Here is a 16,581-nt window from a genome sequence, read left to right on the forward strand (position 1 = left end):
GAAGAATTGCAGCCTTTGTGGGAGCGAGCTTGCTCGCGATAGCGGAGTGTCAGTCACATCTCTGCTAGCTGATCCACCGCCATCGCGAGCAAGCTCGCTCCCACAGGCCACTGTGCAAGCCGGGGAAGGAGGAGGGTTCAGCGCCGGCGCATCAACCCAATGAAGAACAGCCCGCCGATGGCCGCGGTGGCAACGCCGATCGGCAGGTCCTCGGGGGCGATCAAGGTGCGGGCGGCCACGTCCACCCACACCAGGAACAGGCTGCCCAGCAGCACGCAAGCGGGCAGCAGGCGGCGATGCTCGGCGCCCACCAGGCGCCGGGCGATGTGCGGGACCATCAGCCCGACGAAGCCAATCGAACCGCTGATGGACACCAGCACCCCGGTCATCAGCGAGGCGATCAGGAAGATCCACAGTCGCACTTTCGCGGCGTTCAGGCCCAGGGTCACGGCGGTCTGTTCGCCGGCCATCAGGGCGTTCAGCGGTCGGGCCATGCCCAGCAGCAACACCAGCCCCAGCAGCACGCTGGCGGCCGGCACGGCGAGCAGTTCCCAGCGCGCCAGGCCCAGGCCGCCGAGCATCCAGAACATCACCGCGGAACTGGCGCGGTGGTCACCCAGGAACAGCAGCAGATTGGCCGCCGCCATCATCACGAAGGACACGGCCACGCCGCACAGCAGCAAGCGATCGCTTTCCAGGCGCCCCTGTCGGCTGGCGATCGCCAGCACCAGCAGCATGCTCAGCAACGCGCCGATGAACGCGGCAAGGGGCAAGGTCAACAGGCCGATGAGTTCACCGACATGCAGCACGACGATGACCGCCCCCAGGGTCGCCCCGGACGTGACACCCAGCAGGTGCGGGTCGGCCAGCGGGTTGCGCGTGACCGCTTGCAGCACCGCGCCGATCAACGCCAGCCCCGCGCCCACCAGGGCACCGAGCAGCAGGCGCGGCACGCGGATCAGCCAGACGATGTGTTCCTGGCCAGCGGTCCAATGCACGCTGCCCACGCCAAAGACCTTGTTCAGCAAGATGTCCCAGACCACCGCCACGGGCACCCGCGCCGGGCCGAAGCCCAGGGACACCACGCACGAGACCAGCAGCAGCGCGCCGAGGGCGATCAGTAGCGCGCCATAGCGACGGCTGTTCATTGGGCGTGAAAGCCCTGCGCCAGGGTCCGTACCGCCAGCACGTTATCGATGCCCGGCGTGGCCTGGACGTAGGGGATCACGATGAAGCGCCGCTGCTTGATGGCGTCCACCGATTGCAGGGCCGGGTGGTTCAGCAGGAACTGTTCCTTCTGCTGCGCGCTGACTTCGCCGTAGTCGACGATCACGATGACCTCGGGGTTGTGCTCGACCACGTTCTCCCAGTTCACCCGGGTCCAACTGGTCTCCAGGTCGTCGAGGATGTTGCGCCCGCCGGCCGCGTCGATCAGCGCCTGGGGCATGCCCAGGCGCCCGGAGGTCATGGCCCGGTCTTCGCCGCTGTCGTACAGGAACACACGGGGTTGCCGGGTGGGCAGGTGCTGGCGGATGTCGGCCACCTGGGCCTGCATCGAGGCGATCAATTGGTTGGCGCGATCCTGCACATCGAAGATCCTGCCCAGATTGCGCAGGTCGTTGTAGGTGTCGTCCAACGACGCGGCGGGGCGCTTCATCACGAAGGCGCAGGACTCGGTCAGCTCGTACACGTTGATGCCCAGCGGTTGCAGCGTCTGCGGCGTCAGGTCGCCGCCCACGCGCATGCCGTAGTCCCAGCCGGCGAAAAAGAAATCCACGTCGGCATTGAGCAGGGTTTCCACCGACGGGTACTTGGCCGCCAGTTCCGGCAGGCCGTCGAGGATCTTCGCCATTTCTGGGGTCACCGACTTCCAGCCGCTGATACCGCTGTAGCCGACCATGCGTGGCTTGAGGCCCAGGGCGAGCATCATCTGGGTCATGTTGATGTCGTGGCTGACGGCATGCCGGGGGGCTTGGTTGAACACCACCTGGCGGTCGCAACTCTGGATCGTCAACGGGTAGCGGGTGGGGTCGGCCAGGGCCGGGGCGCTGCCCAGCAGCAGCGCGAGCAACAGCAGAAAACGCGAGGTCATGGTTGGGTTATCCAAGTGATTCGTGGGTAGCCGGACAAGGGGTGTTCGTCCACCAGGGCGTCGATGCCGAACACGTCGCGCAGCAGCTCCACGGTCAGCACTTGTGCGGGTGTGCCGCTGGCGACGACGCGACCGTGATCGATCACGTACAGCCGGTCGCAGAACGCGGCGGCCAGGTTCAGGTCATGGAGGCTGGCGAGGGTGCCGATGCCCAGGCCCTTGATCAGTTGCAGCAATTGCAGTTGGTAATGTGGGTCGAGGTGGTTGGTCGGCTCATCGAGGATCAGCAGTTGCGGCTGCTGCGCCAAGGCGCGGGCCAGGATCACCCGCTGCTTTTCACCGCCCGACAGCGTGGCGAATCCGTGGTCCTCGAAGCCTTCGAGCCCCGCCGAGGCCAGCGCGGCGAGGACCAGGCGTCGATCCTCCTGGCTGTCGCCGTCGAACAGGCCCTTGTGGGGCATGCGGCCCATGGCGACGACTTCCGCCACGCTCAGGCCGAAGGCGTCGGGAAACTCTTGCAGCACCACGGCGATGCGTTGGGCGCACCAGCGTGAGGATTGCTGCCAGACGTTGTGATGCGCCAGCGTGACCTCGCCGTGTTCCGGCCGACTGAAGCGATACGCGCAGCGCAGCAGGCTGGTCTTGCCGCTGCCGTTGGGCCCGATCAAGCCGACGAACTCCCCGGCCGCCACGTGCAACGTGACGTCACGCAGCTGGAACTGGTGATGGCAGTGGCCATGGCCCAGGGGCGTCCAGGCGAGGTGGGAGAGGGTCAGCGAGGTCATTTGTTCACTCGAAGTTTTGGGGGCGACACCGTTCCATTGTGGGAGCGAGCTTGCTCGCGAAGACGTCGGTACATTCAACATTGATATGACAGACACAAAGCCTTCGCGAGCAAGCCCGCTCCCACAGTTGACCTGTGTTCAGCTTGGACTGGCGGCGCGATTGTAGAGGTTTCGCGCCGCCTTCCGTTAACGCGGTGTCTTCAACTTGAAGATGAAGCCACCTCAGCCCGGCGATTGGCGCGCACCACCAGCCGATCCAGCAGCCACACCGCCACCAGCGAGGCGCCCACCAGCGGAAACACCACCGCCAGGGCGAGCATGATGAAGACCCCGGTCTTCCAGGTCGGCAGCTCGTGACGCAAGGGCGGCACGCCGAACTTGCCCTGTGGCCGGCGCTTCCACCAGATCACCAGGCCACTGACGGCACTGAGCAGGATCATCAGGCAAATCAGCAGCACGAGGATCTGGTTCACCGGGCCGAACATCTTGCCTTCGTGCAGCATCACGCCGGTCTCGGTGGCGCGGGCGACCACGCTGTAGTGGGCCCAGCGCACATCGGCCAGGACCTTGCCGGTGTATTGGTCGACATGCAGCGTCGCGTCGTTGCGCGGGTCATCGGCGAACACGGCGATGGTGAACACGCCGGTCGATGTGGTCGGCAGGGTGATGCTGTAGCCCGGTTCCACGTTGCGCTCGCGGGCGATGTCCTGCACCGCTTGCAGGCTGACGGTCGGTGCGGCGGGGCCTTCGTGGGCGCCGCCGTGGTTCATGTGTTCGGCGTGGTCGCCGGACATCGGCATCGGGGTGTTTTCCATGGCCCAGGGCACGGTCTGGCGGTGGGCGTTGTTGAGGCTGCCCGCCTCGACGTCGGACTTGGGGACGTCGTTCCACATCGCCGCCGGGAAGCGGTTCCAGAGATCGGCGTATTGCTTGCCCCAGAAGCCGGTCCAGGTCATGCCGCTGAGCAGCATCACCAACAGCAAGGCCGCGCCCCAGAAACCGATGACCACATGCAGGTCGCGCCAGAACAAGCGGCCGCGGGCGTTCCAGCGAGGCCACAGCACCCCGGCCGACGACTGCCCGCGCGGCCACCACAGGAACAAGCCCGAGACCACCAGCACCACCCCCCAGCCGGCGGCCATTTCCACCAGACGGTCACCGACGGTGCCGATCAGCAACTCGCCGTGAATGGCCCGCGCCATGGCCTGCAGGTTGTTCTTGGCATCCTGTTCGCCGAGGACGTCGCCATGGTAAGGGTCGATGAACACGTTCAGTTCGCGGCCCTTGTCGATCACCACGAATTGCGCGCTGCGCTCGGCGTTGATCGGTGGCAGGTACTGTTTGACCTGGCCCTCGGGGTAGGCCTGGCGAACCTGCTTGAGCAGGTCATCCGCCGCCAGGGTGTGGTGTCCGGCCGGCACGTTCAACAGGCTGCCGTACATCAGTGGATCGAGTTGTGGCTTGAACAGGTAAATGATGCCGGTCAGGGCCAGCATCACCATGAACGGCGCCACGAACAGCCCGGCATAGAAATGCCAGCGCCAGGCCAGGTTGTAGAAATTCGGTTTCGGTTGGCTCATGAAAAAGCGCTCCGCGGGGCAAATTGGATTGTTATGTTGGGCGGTCAGTCAAGGTGGAAACGAACCCCGTGGGAGCGAGCTTGCTCGCGATTAGCAATGGTTCAGCTTGCATCGATGTTGGATGTACCTTCGCTATCGCGAGCAAGCTCGCTCCCACAGTGGTGTCCTTGCTGACAGATCTCCGGTGCTGGTTAGAAACTCATATCCACCTTGGTCCAGAGCGTGCGCCCCGGTTCGTTGATGGCTTGCGGGTCGCTGGCCGGGTAGCCGAACCCGGCGTTGCCGGCCAGGTTCAGGTGCTCGGCATAGGCTTTGCCGAACAGGTTGTCGACGCCGCTGCTGACCTTCCAGTGTTGATTGATGCGATAGGCGCCGTTGAGGGAGAAGACCCCGAACCCTGAGCTGGTGCCGTAGTCCTTGCCCACCACGTTGCCCTTGTTCTCGTCGACCCGGTGCTGCGCCGCCACCACGCGCCACAGCGCACCGGCGCTCCAGCGGTCGGCGCTGTAGGTCAGGCCCAGGCGGGCATCCAACGGCGGCATTTGCGCCAAGGCACTGCCGTCGCTGCTGTTCTTGCCCCAGGCGTAGGCCAGCGTCGCATCGGCCTTCCAGCGCTCGGTCAACTGATAGGCCGCGCCGAGCTCACCGCCCATGATCCGCGCGTCGATGTTCTCGGCCCGGGAGGTGCTGCCCATCATGCCGGGCGTGTAGTCGAACAGGATGTAGTCGCGCACCTGCCCGACATACGCCGAGGCCCAGGCTTCGAGGGTCTCGGTCTTGTATTGCAGGCCGACATCCAGTTGGGTGGTCTTCTCCGGCTTGATCGCGTCGAAGGCGTTGCGTGAACCGCTGGGGCCGGCGTTCGCCGAGAACAGCTCCCAGTAGTCCGGGAAACGCTGTGCATGCCCCAGGCCGGCGTAAACCGTCGTCGGGCTGTCCGCCAGGTCGTGCTCGTAGCGGACGAAGCCGCTGGGCAGGGTGTCGGCGCGGGTGTCGTCGGCGGTGGGATTGGGCCGGGCCATCATGCCGGAGCCGATGCTCTGCCGGTAATCCTTGGCCGAGGCCCGGTCAAGGCGGGCGCCGGTGACCAACCTGTCGCGGTCGGCGGCGTACCAGGTCAGCTCGCTGAACGCGCCGTAGTTGTGGAAGTCGGCATCCTTGGTGCGTGGTAGCTCTTTGTAGGTGTCGACGCCCATGCTGCTGCGTTGGCGATGTTCGTTGACCTGGGCGTCGAGGCCGCTGATCAGTTGCACATCGGCCCAGCGCCAGGTGGCCTTGATGCGCGCGCCGAGGGTGCGCCGGTCGACGTTGGAGGCCATGGGCCCGGCCATCATCCCGGTGCCGGACGGCGTGCGCAGCGTGTAGTTGTCCATCACATGGTCGGCGTAGTTGTAGTAGACCTGGGCCTCGACCTTGTCCAGCACCTCGCCCAGGTTCGAGCGTTCGAAACGCAGCCCGAGGCTTTCGCGCTTGAACTGCGAGCCATCCATGCCGCGCCCGGCGTAGCGCGCTTCGCCGTCGCCCTTGCCGGCGGTCAGCTCCAGCAGGGTATCGGCGTCGGGTGTCCAGCCCAGGGTGACGTCGCCGTTCCACTTGTCGTAGCGCGACGGCACCGTGTCGTTGTTGCCATCGCGGTAGTCGTCCGAATGGGCGGTGTTGCCGATCACCCGTACGTAGCCCAGCGACCCGCCCGCCGCGGCGTCCAGCACTTTGTCGAAGCGACCGTTGGAACCGGCCAGCACGCTGGCGTTGACCCGGGTGCCCAGTTCGCCGAACTGCTCCGGCTCGCGGTCGAACAGGATGGTCCCGGCGGACGAACCAGGGCCCCAGAGCACCGTCTGCGGGCCCTTGATCACTGTGAGCTTGTCGTAGGTTTCCGGCGAGATGTAGGACGTCGGCGCGTCCATCCGACCGGGGCAGGCCCCCAGCAGCATGCTGCCGTTGGTGAGGATATTCAGCCGTGAGCCGAACATGCCGCGCAACACTGGGTCACCGTTGGTGCCGCCGTTGCGCACCAGAGCGAAGCCGGGAATGGTCTTGAGGTAGTCACCGCCGTCGCTGGCCGGTACGGGCTGGCGTGGGTCCTTGGGGTTGGTGACGACGGTCAGGGGTGAGCTGGGCGCAATGGCGGTGATGACCGTCGGGCTCAGTTCTTCAACCTGGCCTTGATGATGATCGTGCTCATCGGCCAGGGCGTGAGGGGTCAGTAGCAAGCCGCACAGGGCGGCGACTGTGGAGGGTAAACGAACCCGTGGCTCATTCGGGGGGCAGTTGGCCTGGGCGGAGCCCAAAGCGATGCCGGCAGAAAACCTGGACATGATGATTCCATCGAACAGACGTAGACGACACGGTCGGGTGGCCTGTGGCTCTTGTGCGACCGGTTGGTGAGGTGTCGGGCTTACGCTGCGAGGGGTGGTGCGCGGGTGCGAGCACCCGGGAAGAACGACGGCCGGGCATGGCCCAGGCGGGGGGACGGGCTGGTGAAGGTCAGGGCCGGCGGCGTGTCGAAGACGCTGAAACCGTGGCCGCCAGGCAGCGCCGGGCAGTTGGACAGCAGGTTGCAATAGCCGCATTTCTCCCACAGCGCGTGATGCTCGCTTTGCGGCGGGCAGTGTTCGGCGGCGGGGGCTTCATGCCCGGCGTGGGCGCTCGCCGACATGTCCATGTCCATGCTCATGGTCATGGAGGAAGGCATGCGCTGATCCATCGGCATCGACTGGGAAACCAGTGGACCGATAAAGATCATCAGCATGGCGAACAGGCTGATCCAGCTGCCGCGTGTCAGGCTCATGGGCTGACGACGGGGCATGGGATGCCTGGCGCGGGACAAGGGCATGGGCGGTGCGATCAGTGCGTGTGGGCTTCGGTTTTAGTCCCGTCCGGGGCTTTCTTCTGCACCGCCACGTCGACCGTGACATCCCCGGCTTTCTCGAAATGCAGGGTCATGGCAAAGCGTTTGCCGTCGGTCAGCAGGCTGCGGTCCTTCAGGTCCAGCAGCATCACGTGATAAGCCATCGGGGCGAACGTAACGGTCGCGCCAGGGGCGATGGTGACGCTGGGCACCGGTTGCATCTTCATCAGGTCGTCTTGCTTCACATGCTCGTGAAGCTCGGCCTTGCCGGCGATCGGCGAGTCGACGCCCAGCAGGGTGTCCGCGCTTGCGCCTGCGTTGTGGATCACGAAATACGCGGCCACGGTCGGCGCGTTGGGCGGCAGTTCCTGGGACCAGGGGTGGGCGATCTCGAGTTCGCCAGCCTTGTATTGATGAGCCTGGGCAAGGCCAACGGGAAGCAGCAGGGCAGCCAGCAGGATAAGACGGTTCAACATGGTGATTCTCCGGAATGATTCAGGACACGGTGTTGTCGTGCACAGCCATCACACCAGGGGTGAAGCGCGGGGGTTGAGGTTCGGCCATTGCTGGCGCGGCGTGGGGCTGTCGAGCGGGCGTTGGGAGGCGGTGCGGTGGGCCGGTTGCGCGTCCAGGTACAACTGCGGGACATGCCCGCTCAGAGCCGTCAGGACCGTCGAACCTGCGCAGCACCAGCAATGCTGCATGGTGGAGTGATCATCGTTGCGGGGTGTGCCCTGTTCAAGCTTGCCCAGGGAAATCGCCATCATCTTCGTGCCGCTGGAGGAGCAGAAGCTGCCCCACAACAGCTGCTCGACCGGGGCCTCCGCTTTCGCCCCCGCATTGCCGGAAAGCGGCATGGCAAGCATGTTGAACAGCACTGCGAAGCAGGCGATCCAGGCAAATGCAAGCCGTTGTCGGGACATGGGCGAATCCGCTCGGTTGGGCGATCAGGTGGCGGTATTTAGCCTGATCGGGGGAGATAAGTAAAAAAGCCATGTGCGGTGTAGGGTCGCAGGGTTTGCATTAACAGTAGCAATAGTTTTGTAAGTGCATGCTGTTGTGGCGAGGGAGCTTGCTCCCGCTGGGGCGCGAAGCGGCCCTGAAATTGAACTCCGCGGTCTATCAGGAAAAGAACGTTCGCCTGCTTGGGGCTGCTGCGCAGCCCAGCGGGAGCAAGCTCCCTCGCCACAGGGTTCAGATAGCAATGAAGACATTGCGAAGGATCATCCTCGCCATCTCCTGCTCTCCGTTCAAAAATAGAGTAGCGGCTTCATCCAGCAGAATTTTCGCGAACTCCGGATCACACTTGGCGCGACAATTGTGTGTTTATAGTCCGACCAAATGCCGCAGCCCCTGCAGCACCTGATCTGCCGTCTCGAACACTCGATCCACCTCCGGCAACACAGGCCGCTTCAACACCAGCACCGGCACTCCACGCTCGCGCGCCACTTCCAGCTTGGGTTCGGTGGCGGTGCTGCCGCTGTTCTTGCTGACCAGTACATCAATCTGCCGTCGCTCGAACAGTTCGCGCTCGCCTTGAATGTGGAACGGCCCGCGGGCGCCGATGACTTCGCAGCGTTCGTTGCCGGGGTACATGTCCAGGGCGCGCAGGGTCCAGAATTGTCCGGGGGGAATTTCGTGCAGATGTTGCAGCGGTTCGCGGCCGAGGGTGAACAGTGGGCGCTGGAAGGGTTGCAGGGCCTGGGTCAGTTCGGCCCAGTCGGCCACTTCGCGCCAGTCATCGCCGGCCTGGGGTTGCCAGGCCGGACGGCGCAGGGCCCAGCACGCAATGGCGCAGGTGCGTGCCGCCTGGGCGGCGTTGTGGCTGATTTGCGCGGCGTAGGGGTGCGTCGCATCCAGCAGCAGGTCGATACCTTGCTCGCGGATGAATTGCGCCAGGCCTTGCGCACCGCCGTAGCCGCCGACGCGTACCTGGCACGCCAGGTCGGTGGGCACGCGACCCACGCCCGCCAGGCTGTAGATGTGGGACGGGCCGAGGGTGCGAGCGATCGCCAGGGCTTCGGTGACGCCGCCCAGCAGCAGGATGCGTTTCATGTAAAGGCTCCGGCGTGGCCGACGATCCCGCCCTGGCGATCGATGGCAAAGACTTCGACTTGAACCTGCGCCGGCACCACGCTGCGGGCGAAGGCCAGGGCGTGTTCGCACACGGCGTCGCCAAGGGCGATGCCGGCCGCGCTGGCCATCGCCAGGGCTTGCTGGCTGGTGTTGGCGGCACGGATGCCCTGCTGCAAGGCCTCGTCGGCACCGATCGCCGCGGCCCAACCGGCCAGTTGCGGCAGGTCGATGCTCGAATGACGGCTGTGCAGGTCCATGTGGCCGGCGGCGAGCTTGCTGATTTTGCCAAAGCCGCCGCAGAGGCTGAGCCTGTCCACCGGGACCTTGCGCACGTGCTTGAGCACCGCGCCGACGAAATCGCCCATTTCGATCAGGGCGATTTCCGGCAACTGGTAGACCCGGCGCATGGTGTCTTCGCTGGCATTGCCGGTGCAGGCGGCGATGTGCAGGTAGCCGTTGGTCTTCGCCACGTCGATGCCCTGGTGGATCGAGGCGATGTAGGCCGCGCAGGAGAACGGCCGGACGATGCCGCTGGTGCCGAGGATCGACAGGCCGCCCAGGATCCCCAGCCGCGGGTTCATGGTTTTCAGCGCCAGGGCTTCACCGCCCTCGACATTGACCGTGACTTCGAAACCGGCGGTGTAGCCGGTCTCTTCGGCCAGTCGGCCGAGGTGATCGCTGATCATTTTGCGCGGCACCGGGTTGATCGCCGGCTCCCCGACGGCCAGCACCAGCCCCGGCCGCGTCACGGTGCCGACGCCGCGGCCGGCGATGAAACGTACACCGGGCTCGGCGATCAAGCGCACCTGGGAAAACAATAGGGCGCCGTGGGTCACGTCCGGGTCATCGCCGGCGTCCTTGATCGTCCCGGCTTCGGCGCCTTGTTCGGTCAGCCGGCAGAACTCCAGGCGCATCTGCACCTGCTTGCCTTTGGGCAGTACGATGTCCACGGCATCGGCTTCGGTGCCGCGCAGCAGTAATCGAGCGGCCGCCAGGCTGGTGGCCGTGGCGCAACTGCCGGTGGTCAGGCCGCTGCGCAGGGGCGCGGGTTGTTCGGCGGTTTCGTCACGCATCGAGGGGTTTCGTCAGGTCCAGCAAGGTAATCGGCAACGCCTGGCGCCAGGTGTCGAACTCGCCCAGTGGCTGGGCCTGGGCGATGTGGAGCCGGGTCAGTTCGCCGCCGTGGCGTTCACGAAAGTCCATGAGGGTCATCTCGCTTTGCAGCGTCACGGCGTTCGCCACGAGCCGACCGCCGGGCTTGAGTTGCGCCCAGCAGGCATCGAGCACGCCTTCGCGGGTGACACCGCCGCCGATGAACACCGCGTCCGGGCGCTCCAGTCCTTCCAGCGCTTGCGGGGCCCGGCCGCGGATCAGGTGCAGGCCCGGCACGCCGAGGCGGTCGCGGTTGCGTTCGATCAAGCCTTGGCGGCCTTCGTCGGCTTCAATCGCCAGGGCCCGACAGCTGGGGTGGGCGCGCATCCATTCGATACCGATGGAACCGCTGCCGGCGCCGACATCCCAGAGCAACTCACCCGGCGTGGGGGCCAGGCGTGCCAGGGTCACGGCGCGCACATCACGCTTGGTCAACTGGCCGTCGTGCTCGAAGGCGCTGTCCGGCAACCCGGCCAGGCGCGACAGGCGCAACGCCGACGGCTCGGCCCGGCATTCGAGGGCGATCAGGTTGAGGTCTGCAACCGCCGCGTCGGGCCATTGCTCGGCAGTGGCGTCGATGCGGCGTTCCGCCGTGCCGCCGAGGTGTTCCAGCACGCTCATGCGGCTGGCGCCGAACCCACGTTCGCGCAGCAAGGCCGCCACGGCGGCGGGGCTGTGGCGGTCATTGCTCAGCAGCAGCAGCCTGACGCCGGTGGACAGGTGCGCATTGAGCGCCGCCAGGGGCCGCGCCACCAGCGACAGGGTGACCACCTCTTGCAGCGGCCAACCCATGCGCGCCGCCGCCAGTGAGCAGGAAGACGGTGCCGGGATGATCAGCATCTGATCCCCCGGGACCTGCCTGGACAGGCTGGCGCCGACGCCATAGAACATGGGGTCGCCACTGGCGAGCACGCACACCGGCTCGCCCCGTCGCGCCAGCAGTGAGTCCAGGGAAAACGGGTTGGGCCACGATGCCCGTTCGCCGCGGATGCACACCGGCAACAGCGCCAGCTGGCGAGGGCTGCCGACAATGTGCGAAGCCCGCAGCAGCGCATGGCGAGCCGTGCGGCCCAGGCCCTTGAAGCCGTCTTCACCGATGCCCACTACGGTCAGCCAGGGGGTCATCTCTGTTCCTCGAATCAGGTGGATGGGGTCGGCGAGGTCTCGCCCCCGCAAACCGGGCCGCCATCATACCGCGCGCCCTGATCAGCATGCGAACCCGTGGGAGCAAGGCTTGCCATCCGACATCAGCGTCTCAGCCAGCCCGCCTTCGCGAGCAAGCTCGCTCCCACACGGGATCTGTGGTGGGCATACATCTCGAGTCTGCCAAATAACACTGTGGGGGTGCGCTTGCCCGCGAAGGCGGTGGGTCAGTCAACCTCTTCATCGACTGACCCACCCTCTTCGCGAGCAAGCCCGCTCCCACAGGGGATCTGTGGCGGACACACACATATCGAGCCTGCCAAATAACATTGTGGGAGCGGGCTTGCCCGCGAAGACGGCGGCACCTTCAACCGCGATGCCCCAGCCCGAACGCCCGGATTCTTGACGCCGCGGCGCACAATCCGACCGGCAAGCTTTTCATGCCCCCCGGCAAAGCAGGCATAATGGCGCTCCTTCGCCGATGCGGCGTGTCTCATTGACCGGTTGTCCCTTGAACGAACATCCATCCTCCAGCGTCATGCGTCCCTCGGGTTGTCCGGGGTTGCTGCGCGTCGTCCAGGCGCTGGACGGTGGGATCTGCCGGATCAAGCTCGACGGCGGCGCCATCCAGGCCGACCAGGCCGAGGCCGTGGCGGCGGCGGCCGAGCGGTTCGCCGGTGGGGTGATCGAGGCGACCAACCGGGCCAACCTGCAGATCCGCGGAATCGGTGCCGAGCACGCCGCCCTGATCGAGTGCTTGCTCGCCGCCGGCCTTGGCCCACGCAAACCGGCCGGCGACGACGTGCGCAACCTGATGCTCAGCCCCACGGCCGGCATCGATCGACAGGCGCTGTTCGATACCCGTGCGCTGGCCGCCGAGATTCTCGTCACCCTGCAAACCCACGAACGCTTCCCGGAGCTGTCGGCCAAGTTCGCCGTGCAACTGGACGGCGGCGAGGCGCTGGCGATGCTCGATCACCACCATGACCTGTGGCTGTCGGCCTGGGTACGCGGCGACGAACCTTGGCTGGCGTTCGGGCTGGCCGGTTCGCCCCGGGACGAACCGGCCGGCGCCGTGCCCCTGGCCGAAGGGCACGGCCTGGTGGTGGCGGTGCTGGAGCTGTTCCTCGACCTGGCGCGCCCGGACCAGATACGCATGCGTCATCTGCTGGCCGAATGTCCCCACGCTGAATTCATCCAGCGACTGGCTCGCCGCATCTCGTTGCACCCGTGCAGCGGCTGGCGGCGAGGGGCGTCCAGCGATGGCCTGCACATCGGCATTCACGCCCAGCACGACGAACGCTGCTATGTCGGCGCTGCGGCGCCCCTCGGCCGGCTCGACGCCGGCATGTTGCGCGGCGCGGCGCAATTGGCCCGGGAGCGAGGGGACGGCACGCTGCGCTTCACGCCCTGGCAAAGCCTGCTGCTGCCCAATGTCCGTCGCCAGGACGCGGACGAGGTGCTGGCGCGTCTCGCAGGGTTTGGCCTGCTGAACGCGGTGGACCAACCCCTGGCACAACTGATCGCCTGCACCGGTTCCAGCGGATGCGGCAAGGCGTTGGCCGACACCAAGGACGATGCCCGGCAGTTGGCCGGGTGGCTGCAACGCCATGGCCGGGGCTTGAAGGTTCACCTGTCCGGGTGCCCGCGTTCCTGCGCGGCGGCCCACACCGCGCCCGTCACCTTGCTGGCGGTCGCCCCCGGTCGCTACGACCTGTATCTTCGCGACGCCACGCTGCCGGGTTTCGGCGCGTTGCAGGCACACAATCTGACTATTGAAGCGGTCGGCCACTGGCTCGCCGCTCGCCCCCGGAGCCCCCTTGATGCTTGATTACATCCGCGACGGTCAGGAGATCTATCGCAACTCCTTCGCGATCATCCGCGCCGAGGCCAACCTGGCGCGCATTCCGGCCGACCTGGAGAAACTCGCGGTGCGGGTGATCCACGCCTGCGGCATGGTCGAAGCCGTCGACGGTCTGCAGTTTTCCGAAGGTGCCGGCACGGCCGGACGCCAGGCGCTGGCCGCCGGTGCGCCGATCCTCTGCGATGCGCGGATGGTCAGCGAAGGCGTGACCCGTGCCCGCCTGCCCGCCAACAACCCGGTGATCTGCACCTTGCGTGACGAACGCGTGCCGGCGCTGGCCCTCGAACTGGGCAACACCCGGTCTGCCGCCGCCCTGGAACTGTGGCGGCCACATCTGGAAGGCAGCGTCGTGGTCATCGGCAATGCGCCGACCGCGCTGTTCTACCTGCTGGAAATGCTCGACGCCGGCGCCCCGAAACCGGCGCTGATCCTGGGCTTCCCGGTGGGCTTCGTCGGCGCTGCCGAGTCCAAGGCAATGCTGGCGGCCAACAGTCGCGGCGTACCGTTCGTGATCATGCAGGGCCGGCTGGGCGGCAGCGCCATGGCCGCGGCCGCCGTCAACGCCCTCGCCACGGAGGTTGAATGATGCAGCAGCCTGGACGTCTGATCGGCCTCGGCGTGGGGCCCGGTGACCCGGAACTGATTACCGTCAAGGCCCTGCGCCTGCTGCGCGAGTCGCCGGTGGTGGCGTACTTCGTCGCCAAGGGCAAGAAAGGCAACGCCTTCGGCATCATCGAAGCCCATTTGCAGGACGCGCAAACCCTACTGCCGCTGGTCTACCCGGTGACCACCGAAGCGTTGCCGGCGCCGCTGTCCTACGAACAGGTCATCGCCGACTTCTACGACACCGCCGCTGAACAGCTGGCCGTGCACTTGGATGCCGGCCGCGACGTGGCGGTGATCTGCGAGGGCGATCCGTTCTTCTACGGCTCCTACATGTACTTGCACGATCGCCTGGCCGAGCGCTACGACGCCGAGGTCATTCCGGGCGTGTGCTCGATGCTGGGTGGTGCCTCGGTGCTCGGCGCGCCGCTGGTGTACCGCAACCAGAGCCTGTCGGTGCTCTCCGGCGTGTTGCCCCATGAAGAACTCAAGCGCCGCCTGGCTGACGCCGATGCGGCGGTGATCATGAAGCTGGGGCGCAACTTCCCCAAGGTCCGCCAGGTGCTCCAGGAACTGGGCCTCGATGGGCGGGCGCTGTATGTCGAGCGGGCGACCATGGCCAACCAGAAGATCGTGCCGCTGGATGACGTCGAACCGATGTCCTCGCCGTACTTCTCGTTGATCATCGTGCCGGGCGAACGGTGGCAGGGTTGATGACGTCCAGCGCTCCCGCCATCGTCATCCTGGGGCCGGGCAGTCTCGCCACGGCCCGGCGTCTGCAGCAGTGCTACCCGCACGCCCTGATCCATGGCCTGGCCGGGCGGGTCGAAGGGGCGGACCGTTCCTACGCCGAGTTCGGCGCGACCCTGCGCGCGTTCTATCAACAGGGCACGCCGATCATCGCCCTGTGCGCCGCCGGCATCGTCATTCGCACCCTGGCGCCGCTGCTGCTGGAAAAAGGCCAGGAGCCGCCCGTGCTGGCGGTGGCCGAGGATGGCAGTGCCGTGGTGCCACTGTTGGGTGGCCTGGGCGGGGTCAATGTCATGGCCCGGGAAATCGCCCAGGCGCTGCAAGTGGCACCGGCGATCACCACCAGCGGCGAACTGCGTTTCGGCACCTGCCTGCTCAATCCGCCAAGCGGCTATCACCTCGGCGACCTGGAGCAGGGCAAGCGCTTCGTGTCCGACCTGCTGGCCGGGGCGTCGGTGCGTATCGACGGGGCCGCGCCGTGGCTGGACCCGGCACAGTTGCCCCAGCACCCACAGGCACGGTTGGCGATTCGCGTCGACAGCGCCGCGGGAATGCCGGCGGCGGACGAGTTGCGCATCTACCCGCGCACGGTCGTGGTCGCGCTGGCGGCGGGCGCGTCACCGGCCATCGCCGAGACCTTGGAGGAGGCTGGCCTGGCGGTGCAGTCGCTGGCCTGCCTGCTGGCGGCGGACAGCGACATGGCCCGTGGCGAATTGCATGACGCGGCGGCAGCCCTGAATGTACCGCTGCGGTTTGCGCCGGCCGAGGGCGATATTGGCCCATGGCTGGGGGCAACCCTCGGTCAGCCGGCGTCGGTCCGGGTGTGGGGCGAACGTGCCGTCGCGGTGGCCGAGCAGCCCGTCGACCCGCAGCGAATCGGTCGCCCGCGCGGGCGTCTGGCGGTGATCGGCCTGGGCCCCGGCGCTGCCGAGTTGATGGTGCCGGCGGTGCGCGCCGAGCTCGATCGCGCCACCGATGTGCTGGGCTACGAAACCTACGTGCGCATGGCCGGCCCTTTCCGGGCCGACCAGGTGCAGCACTGCACCGACAACCGCGAAGAAATGCAGCGCGCCCGCCATGCCTTCGAACTGGCAGCCCAGGGGCGTTCCGTGGTGGTGGTCTCTTCCGGCGATCCGGGCGTGTTCGCCATGGCCGCCGCCGTCCTCGAAGCGTTGCACGAGGCAACGGATGCCCGCTGGCACGCGGTCGACCTGCAGATCCTTCCCGGGGTCTCGGCCTCGCTGGCGACGGCCGCCCAGGCGGGCGCGCCGCTGGGCCATGACTTCTGCGTGATGTCGCTGTCGGACAACCTCAAGCCGTGGTCGATCATCGAAAAGCGCCTGGACCTGGCGGCCGAAGCGGACCTGGCCCTGGCGTTCTACAACCCGATTTCCCGATCCCGGCCCTGGCAACTGGGGCGGGCGCTGGAGATCGTCGCGCAGCATCGCACCGCGCAGACCCCGGTGGTGCTGGGCCGTGACATCGGCCGCCCGGGCCAGACCCTGCGGGTCACGACGCTGGGGCAGTTGACCCCGGACCAGGTGGACATGCGCACCATGGTGCTGATCGGTTCCTCCACCACCTGTGTGTTCCCGCGCAGCGGGGGCGGCGAATGGGTGTACACGCCGCGCTGGTATGGCGAAAAGCCCGGCGCGTGAGCCAATGGCCGGCGCAATCGCTTGATG

15 protein-coding genes and 1 pseudogene are annotated in these 16,581 nt (G+C 66.7%); 4 read left to right on the forward strand and 12 right to left on the reverse strand.

The genetic code is table 11. From position 1 onward, the window contains the following. Positions 1 to 137: 137 nt before the first annotated feature. The 12 genes and pseudogenes from KI241_RS02950 to cbiE form a co-directional block, all read right to left on the reverse strand. A complete protein-coding gene (locus KI241_RS02950; protein ID WP_123579459.1) occupies positions 138 to 1,148 on the reverse strand; it encodes an iron ABC transporter permease in 1,011 nt (336 codons plus the stop codon). Continuing rightward, a complete protein-coding gene (locus KI241_RS02955; RefSeq protein ID WP_212803341.1) occupies positions 1,145 to 2,092 on the reverse strand; it encodes an ABC transporter substrate-binding protein in 948 nt (315 codons plus the stop codon). The genes KI241_RS02950 and KI241_RS02955 overlap by 4 nt, the downstream gene beginning before the upstream one ends. Beyond that, a complete protein-coding gene (locus KI241_RS02960; protein ID WP_123579461.1) occupies positions 2,089 to 2,877 on the reverse strand; it encodes an ABC transporter ATP-binding protein in 789 nt (262 codons plus the stop codon). The genes KI241_RS02955 and KI241_RS02960 overlap by 4 nt, the downstream gene beginning before the upstream one ends. A gap of 200 nt (positions 2,878 to 3,077) precedes the next feature. After that, the gene (locus KI241_RS02965) at positions 3,078 to 4,457 is read right to left on the reverse strand and encodes a PepSY domain-containing protein (RefSeq protein WP_212803342.1); all 1,380 of its coding nucleotides are present in this window, start codon (positions 4,455 to 4,457) and stop codon (positions 3,078 to 3,080) included. A gap of 191 nt (positions 4,458 to 4,648) precedes the next feature. After that, complete coding sequence (locus KI241_RS02970) at positions 4,649 to 6,775, reverse strand: TonB-dependent copper receptor (protein WP_042730022.1); 2,127 nt, start codon at positions 6,773 to 6,775, stop codon at positions 4,649 to 4,651. A gap of 80 nt (positions 6,776 to 6,855) precedes the next feature. Next, on the reverse strand, positions 6,856 to 7,248 hold the full coding sequence (locus tag KI241_RS02975) for a DUF2946 domain-containing protein (protein ID WP_047736028.1): 393 nt from the start codon (positions 7,246 to 7,248) through the stop codon (positions 6,856 to 6,858). A 56-nt stretch (positions 7,249 to 7,304) separates the two neighbouring features. Next, on the reverse strand, positions 7,305 to 7,784 hold the full coding sequence (locus KI241_RS02980; RefSeq protein WP_042730024.1) for a copper chaperone PCu(A)C: 480 nt from the start codon (positions 7,782 to 7,784) through the stop codon (positions 7,305 to 7,307). Between the two features lie 48 nt (positions 7,785 to 7,832). Then, entirely contained in the window at positions 7,833 to 8,231 is a 399-nt protein-coding gene (locus KI241_RS02985) for a DUF2946 domain-containing protein (RefSeq protein ID WP_123579462.1), read from the reverse strand. A 286-nt stretch (positions 8,232 to 8,517) separates the two neighbouring features. Further along, a pseudogene (locus KI241_RS27670) lies at positions 8,518 to 8,651 on the reverse strand (addiction module antidote protein); the annotation flags it as partial. Next, entirely contained in the window at positions 8,635 to 9,363 is a 729-nt protein-coding gene (locus tag KI241_RS02990) for a cobalt-precorrin-6A reductase (RefSeq protein ID WP_212803343.1), read from the reverse strand. The gene KI241_RS02990 and the pseudogene KI241_RS27670, both read right to left, overlap by 17 nt. Further along, positions 9,360 to 10,457, reverse strand: a complete 1,098-nt coding sequence (locus KI241_RS02995) for a cobalt-precorrin-5B (C(1))-methyltransferase (protein WP_042730471.1) — start codon at positions 10,455 to 10,457, stop codon at positions 9,360 to 9,362. The genes KI241_RS02990 and KI241_RS02995 overlap by 4 nt, the downstream gene beginning before the upstream one ends. After that, positions 10,450 to 11,661, reverse strand: a complete 1,212-nt coding sequence (gene cbiE / locus KI241_RS03000) for a precorrin-6y C5,15-methyltransferase (decarboxylating) subunit CbiE (RefSeq protein WP_212803344.1) — start codon at positions 11,659 to 11,661, stop codon at positions 10,450 to 10,452. The genes KI241_RS02995 and cbiE overlap by 8 nt, the downstream gene beginning before the upstream one ends. A 529-nt stretch (positions 11,662 to 12,190) precedes the next feature. Here cbiE and cobG point away from each other — a divergent pair. Genes cobG through cobJ form a run of 4 tightly spaced genes read left to right on the forward strand, consistent with a single transcriptional unit; the run spans position 12,191 to position 16,554 of the window. Then, positions 12,191 to 13,510, forward strand: coding sequence for a precorrin-3B synthase (gene cobG, locus KI241_RS03005; RefSeq protein WP_280529455.1), 1,320 nt, complete (start codon positions 12,191 to 12,193; stop codon positions 13,508 to 13,510). Then, positions 13,503 to 14,129, forward strand: a complete 627-nt coding sequence (locus tag KI241_RS03010) for a precorrin-8X methylmutase (RefSeq protein WP_042730474.1) — start codon at positions 13,503 to 13,505, stop codon at positions 14,127 to 14,129. Before cobG ends, KI241_RS03010 begins: the two co-directional genes overlap by 8 nt. Beyond that, a complete protein-coding gene (locus KI241_RS03015) occupies positions 14,126 to 14,860 on the forward strand; it encodes a precorrin-2 C(20)-methyltransferase (protein ID WP_185057686.1) in 735 nt (244 codons plus the stop codon). Before KI241_RS03010 ends, KI241_RS03015 begins: the two co-directional genes overlap by 4 nt. Next, on the forward strand, positions 14,860 to 16,554 hold the full coding sequence (cobJ, locus tag KI241_RS03020; RefSeq protein ID WP_212803345.1) for a precorrin-3B C(17)-methyltransferase: 1,695 nt from the start codon (positions 14,860 to 14,862) through the stop codon (positions 16,552 to 16,554). Before KI241_RS03015 ends, cobJ begins: the two co-directional genes overlap by 1 nt. Positions 16,555 to 16,581: the final 27 nt, after the last annotated feature.

Source organism: Pseudomonas sp. Cab53 (assembly GCF_018325965.1).
In the GTDB taxonomy this organism is placed as follows: domain Bacteria; phylum Pseudomonadota; class Gammaproteobacteria; order Pseudomonadales; family Pseudomonadaceae; genus Aquipseudomonas; species Aquipseudomonas chlororaphis_E.

Excerpts from the sequence above, each read along its gene's own strand:
- KI241_RS02950 (WP_123579459.1), bottom strand. The coding sequence starts at position 1,148 with ATGAACAGCCGTCGCTATGGCGCGCTACTGATCGCCCTCGGCGCGCTG.
- KI241_RS02955 (WP_212803341.1), bottom strand. The coding sequence starts at position 2,092 with ATGACCTCGCGTTTTCTGCTGTTGCTCGCGCTGCTGCTGGGCAGCGCC.
- KI241_RS02960 (WP_123579461.1), bottom strand. The coding sequence starts at position 2,877 with ATGACCTCGCTGACCCTCTCCCACCTCGCCTGGACGCCCCTGGGCCAT.
- KI241_RS02965 (WP_212803342.1), bottom strand. The coding sequence starts at position 4,457 with ATGAGCCAACCGAAACCGAATTTCTACAACCTGGCCTGGCGCTGGCAT.
- KI241_RS02970 (WP_042730022.1), bottom strand. The coding sequence starts at position 6,775 with ATGTCCAGGTTTTCTGCCGGCATCGCTTTGGGCTCCGCCCAGGCCAAC.
- KI241_RS02975 (WP_047736028.1), bottom strand. The coding sequence starts at position 7,248 with ATGAGCCTGACACGCGGCAGCTGGATCAGCCTGTTCGCCATGCTGATG.
- KI241_RS02980 (WP_042730024.1), bottom strand. The coding sequence starts at position 7,784 with ATGTTGAACCGTCTTATCCTGCTGGCTGCCCTGCTGCTTCCCGTTGGC.
- KI241_RS02985 (WP_123579462.1), bottom strand. The coding sequence starts at position 8,231 with ATGTCCCGACAACGGCTTGCATTTGCCTGGATCGCCTGCTTCGCAGTG.
- KI241_RS02990 (WP_212803343.1), bottom strand. The coding sequence starts at position 9,363 with ATGAAACGCATCCTGCTGCTGGGCGGCGTCACCGAAGCCCTGGCGATC.
- KI241_RS02995 (WP_042730471.1), bottom strand. The coding sequence starts at position 10,457 with ATGCGTGACGAAACCGCCGAACAACCCGCGCCCCTGCGCAGCGGCCTG.
- cbiE (WP_212803344.1), bottom strand. The coding sequence starts at position 11,661 with ATGACCCCCTGGCTGACCGTAGTGGGCATCGGTGAAGACGGCTTCAAG.
- KI241_RS03010 (WP_042730474.1), top strand. The coding sequence starts at position 13,503 with ATGCTTGATTACATCCGCGACGGTCAGGAGATCTATCGCAACTCCTTC.
- KI241_RS03015 (WP_185057686.1), top strand. The coding sequence starts at position 14,126 with ATGATGCAGCAGCCTGGACGTCTGATCGGCCTCGGCGTGGGGCCCGGT.
- cobJ (WP_212803345.1), top strand. The coding sequence starts at position 14,860 with ATGACGTCCAGCGCTCCCGCCATCGTCATCCTGGGGCCGGGCAGTCTC.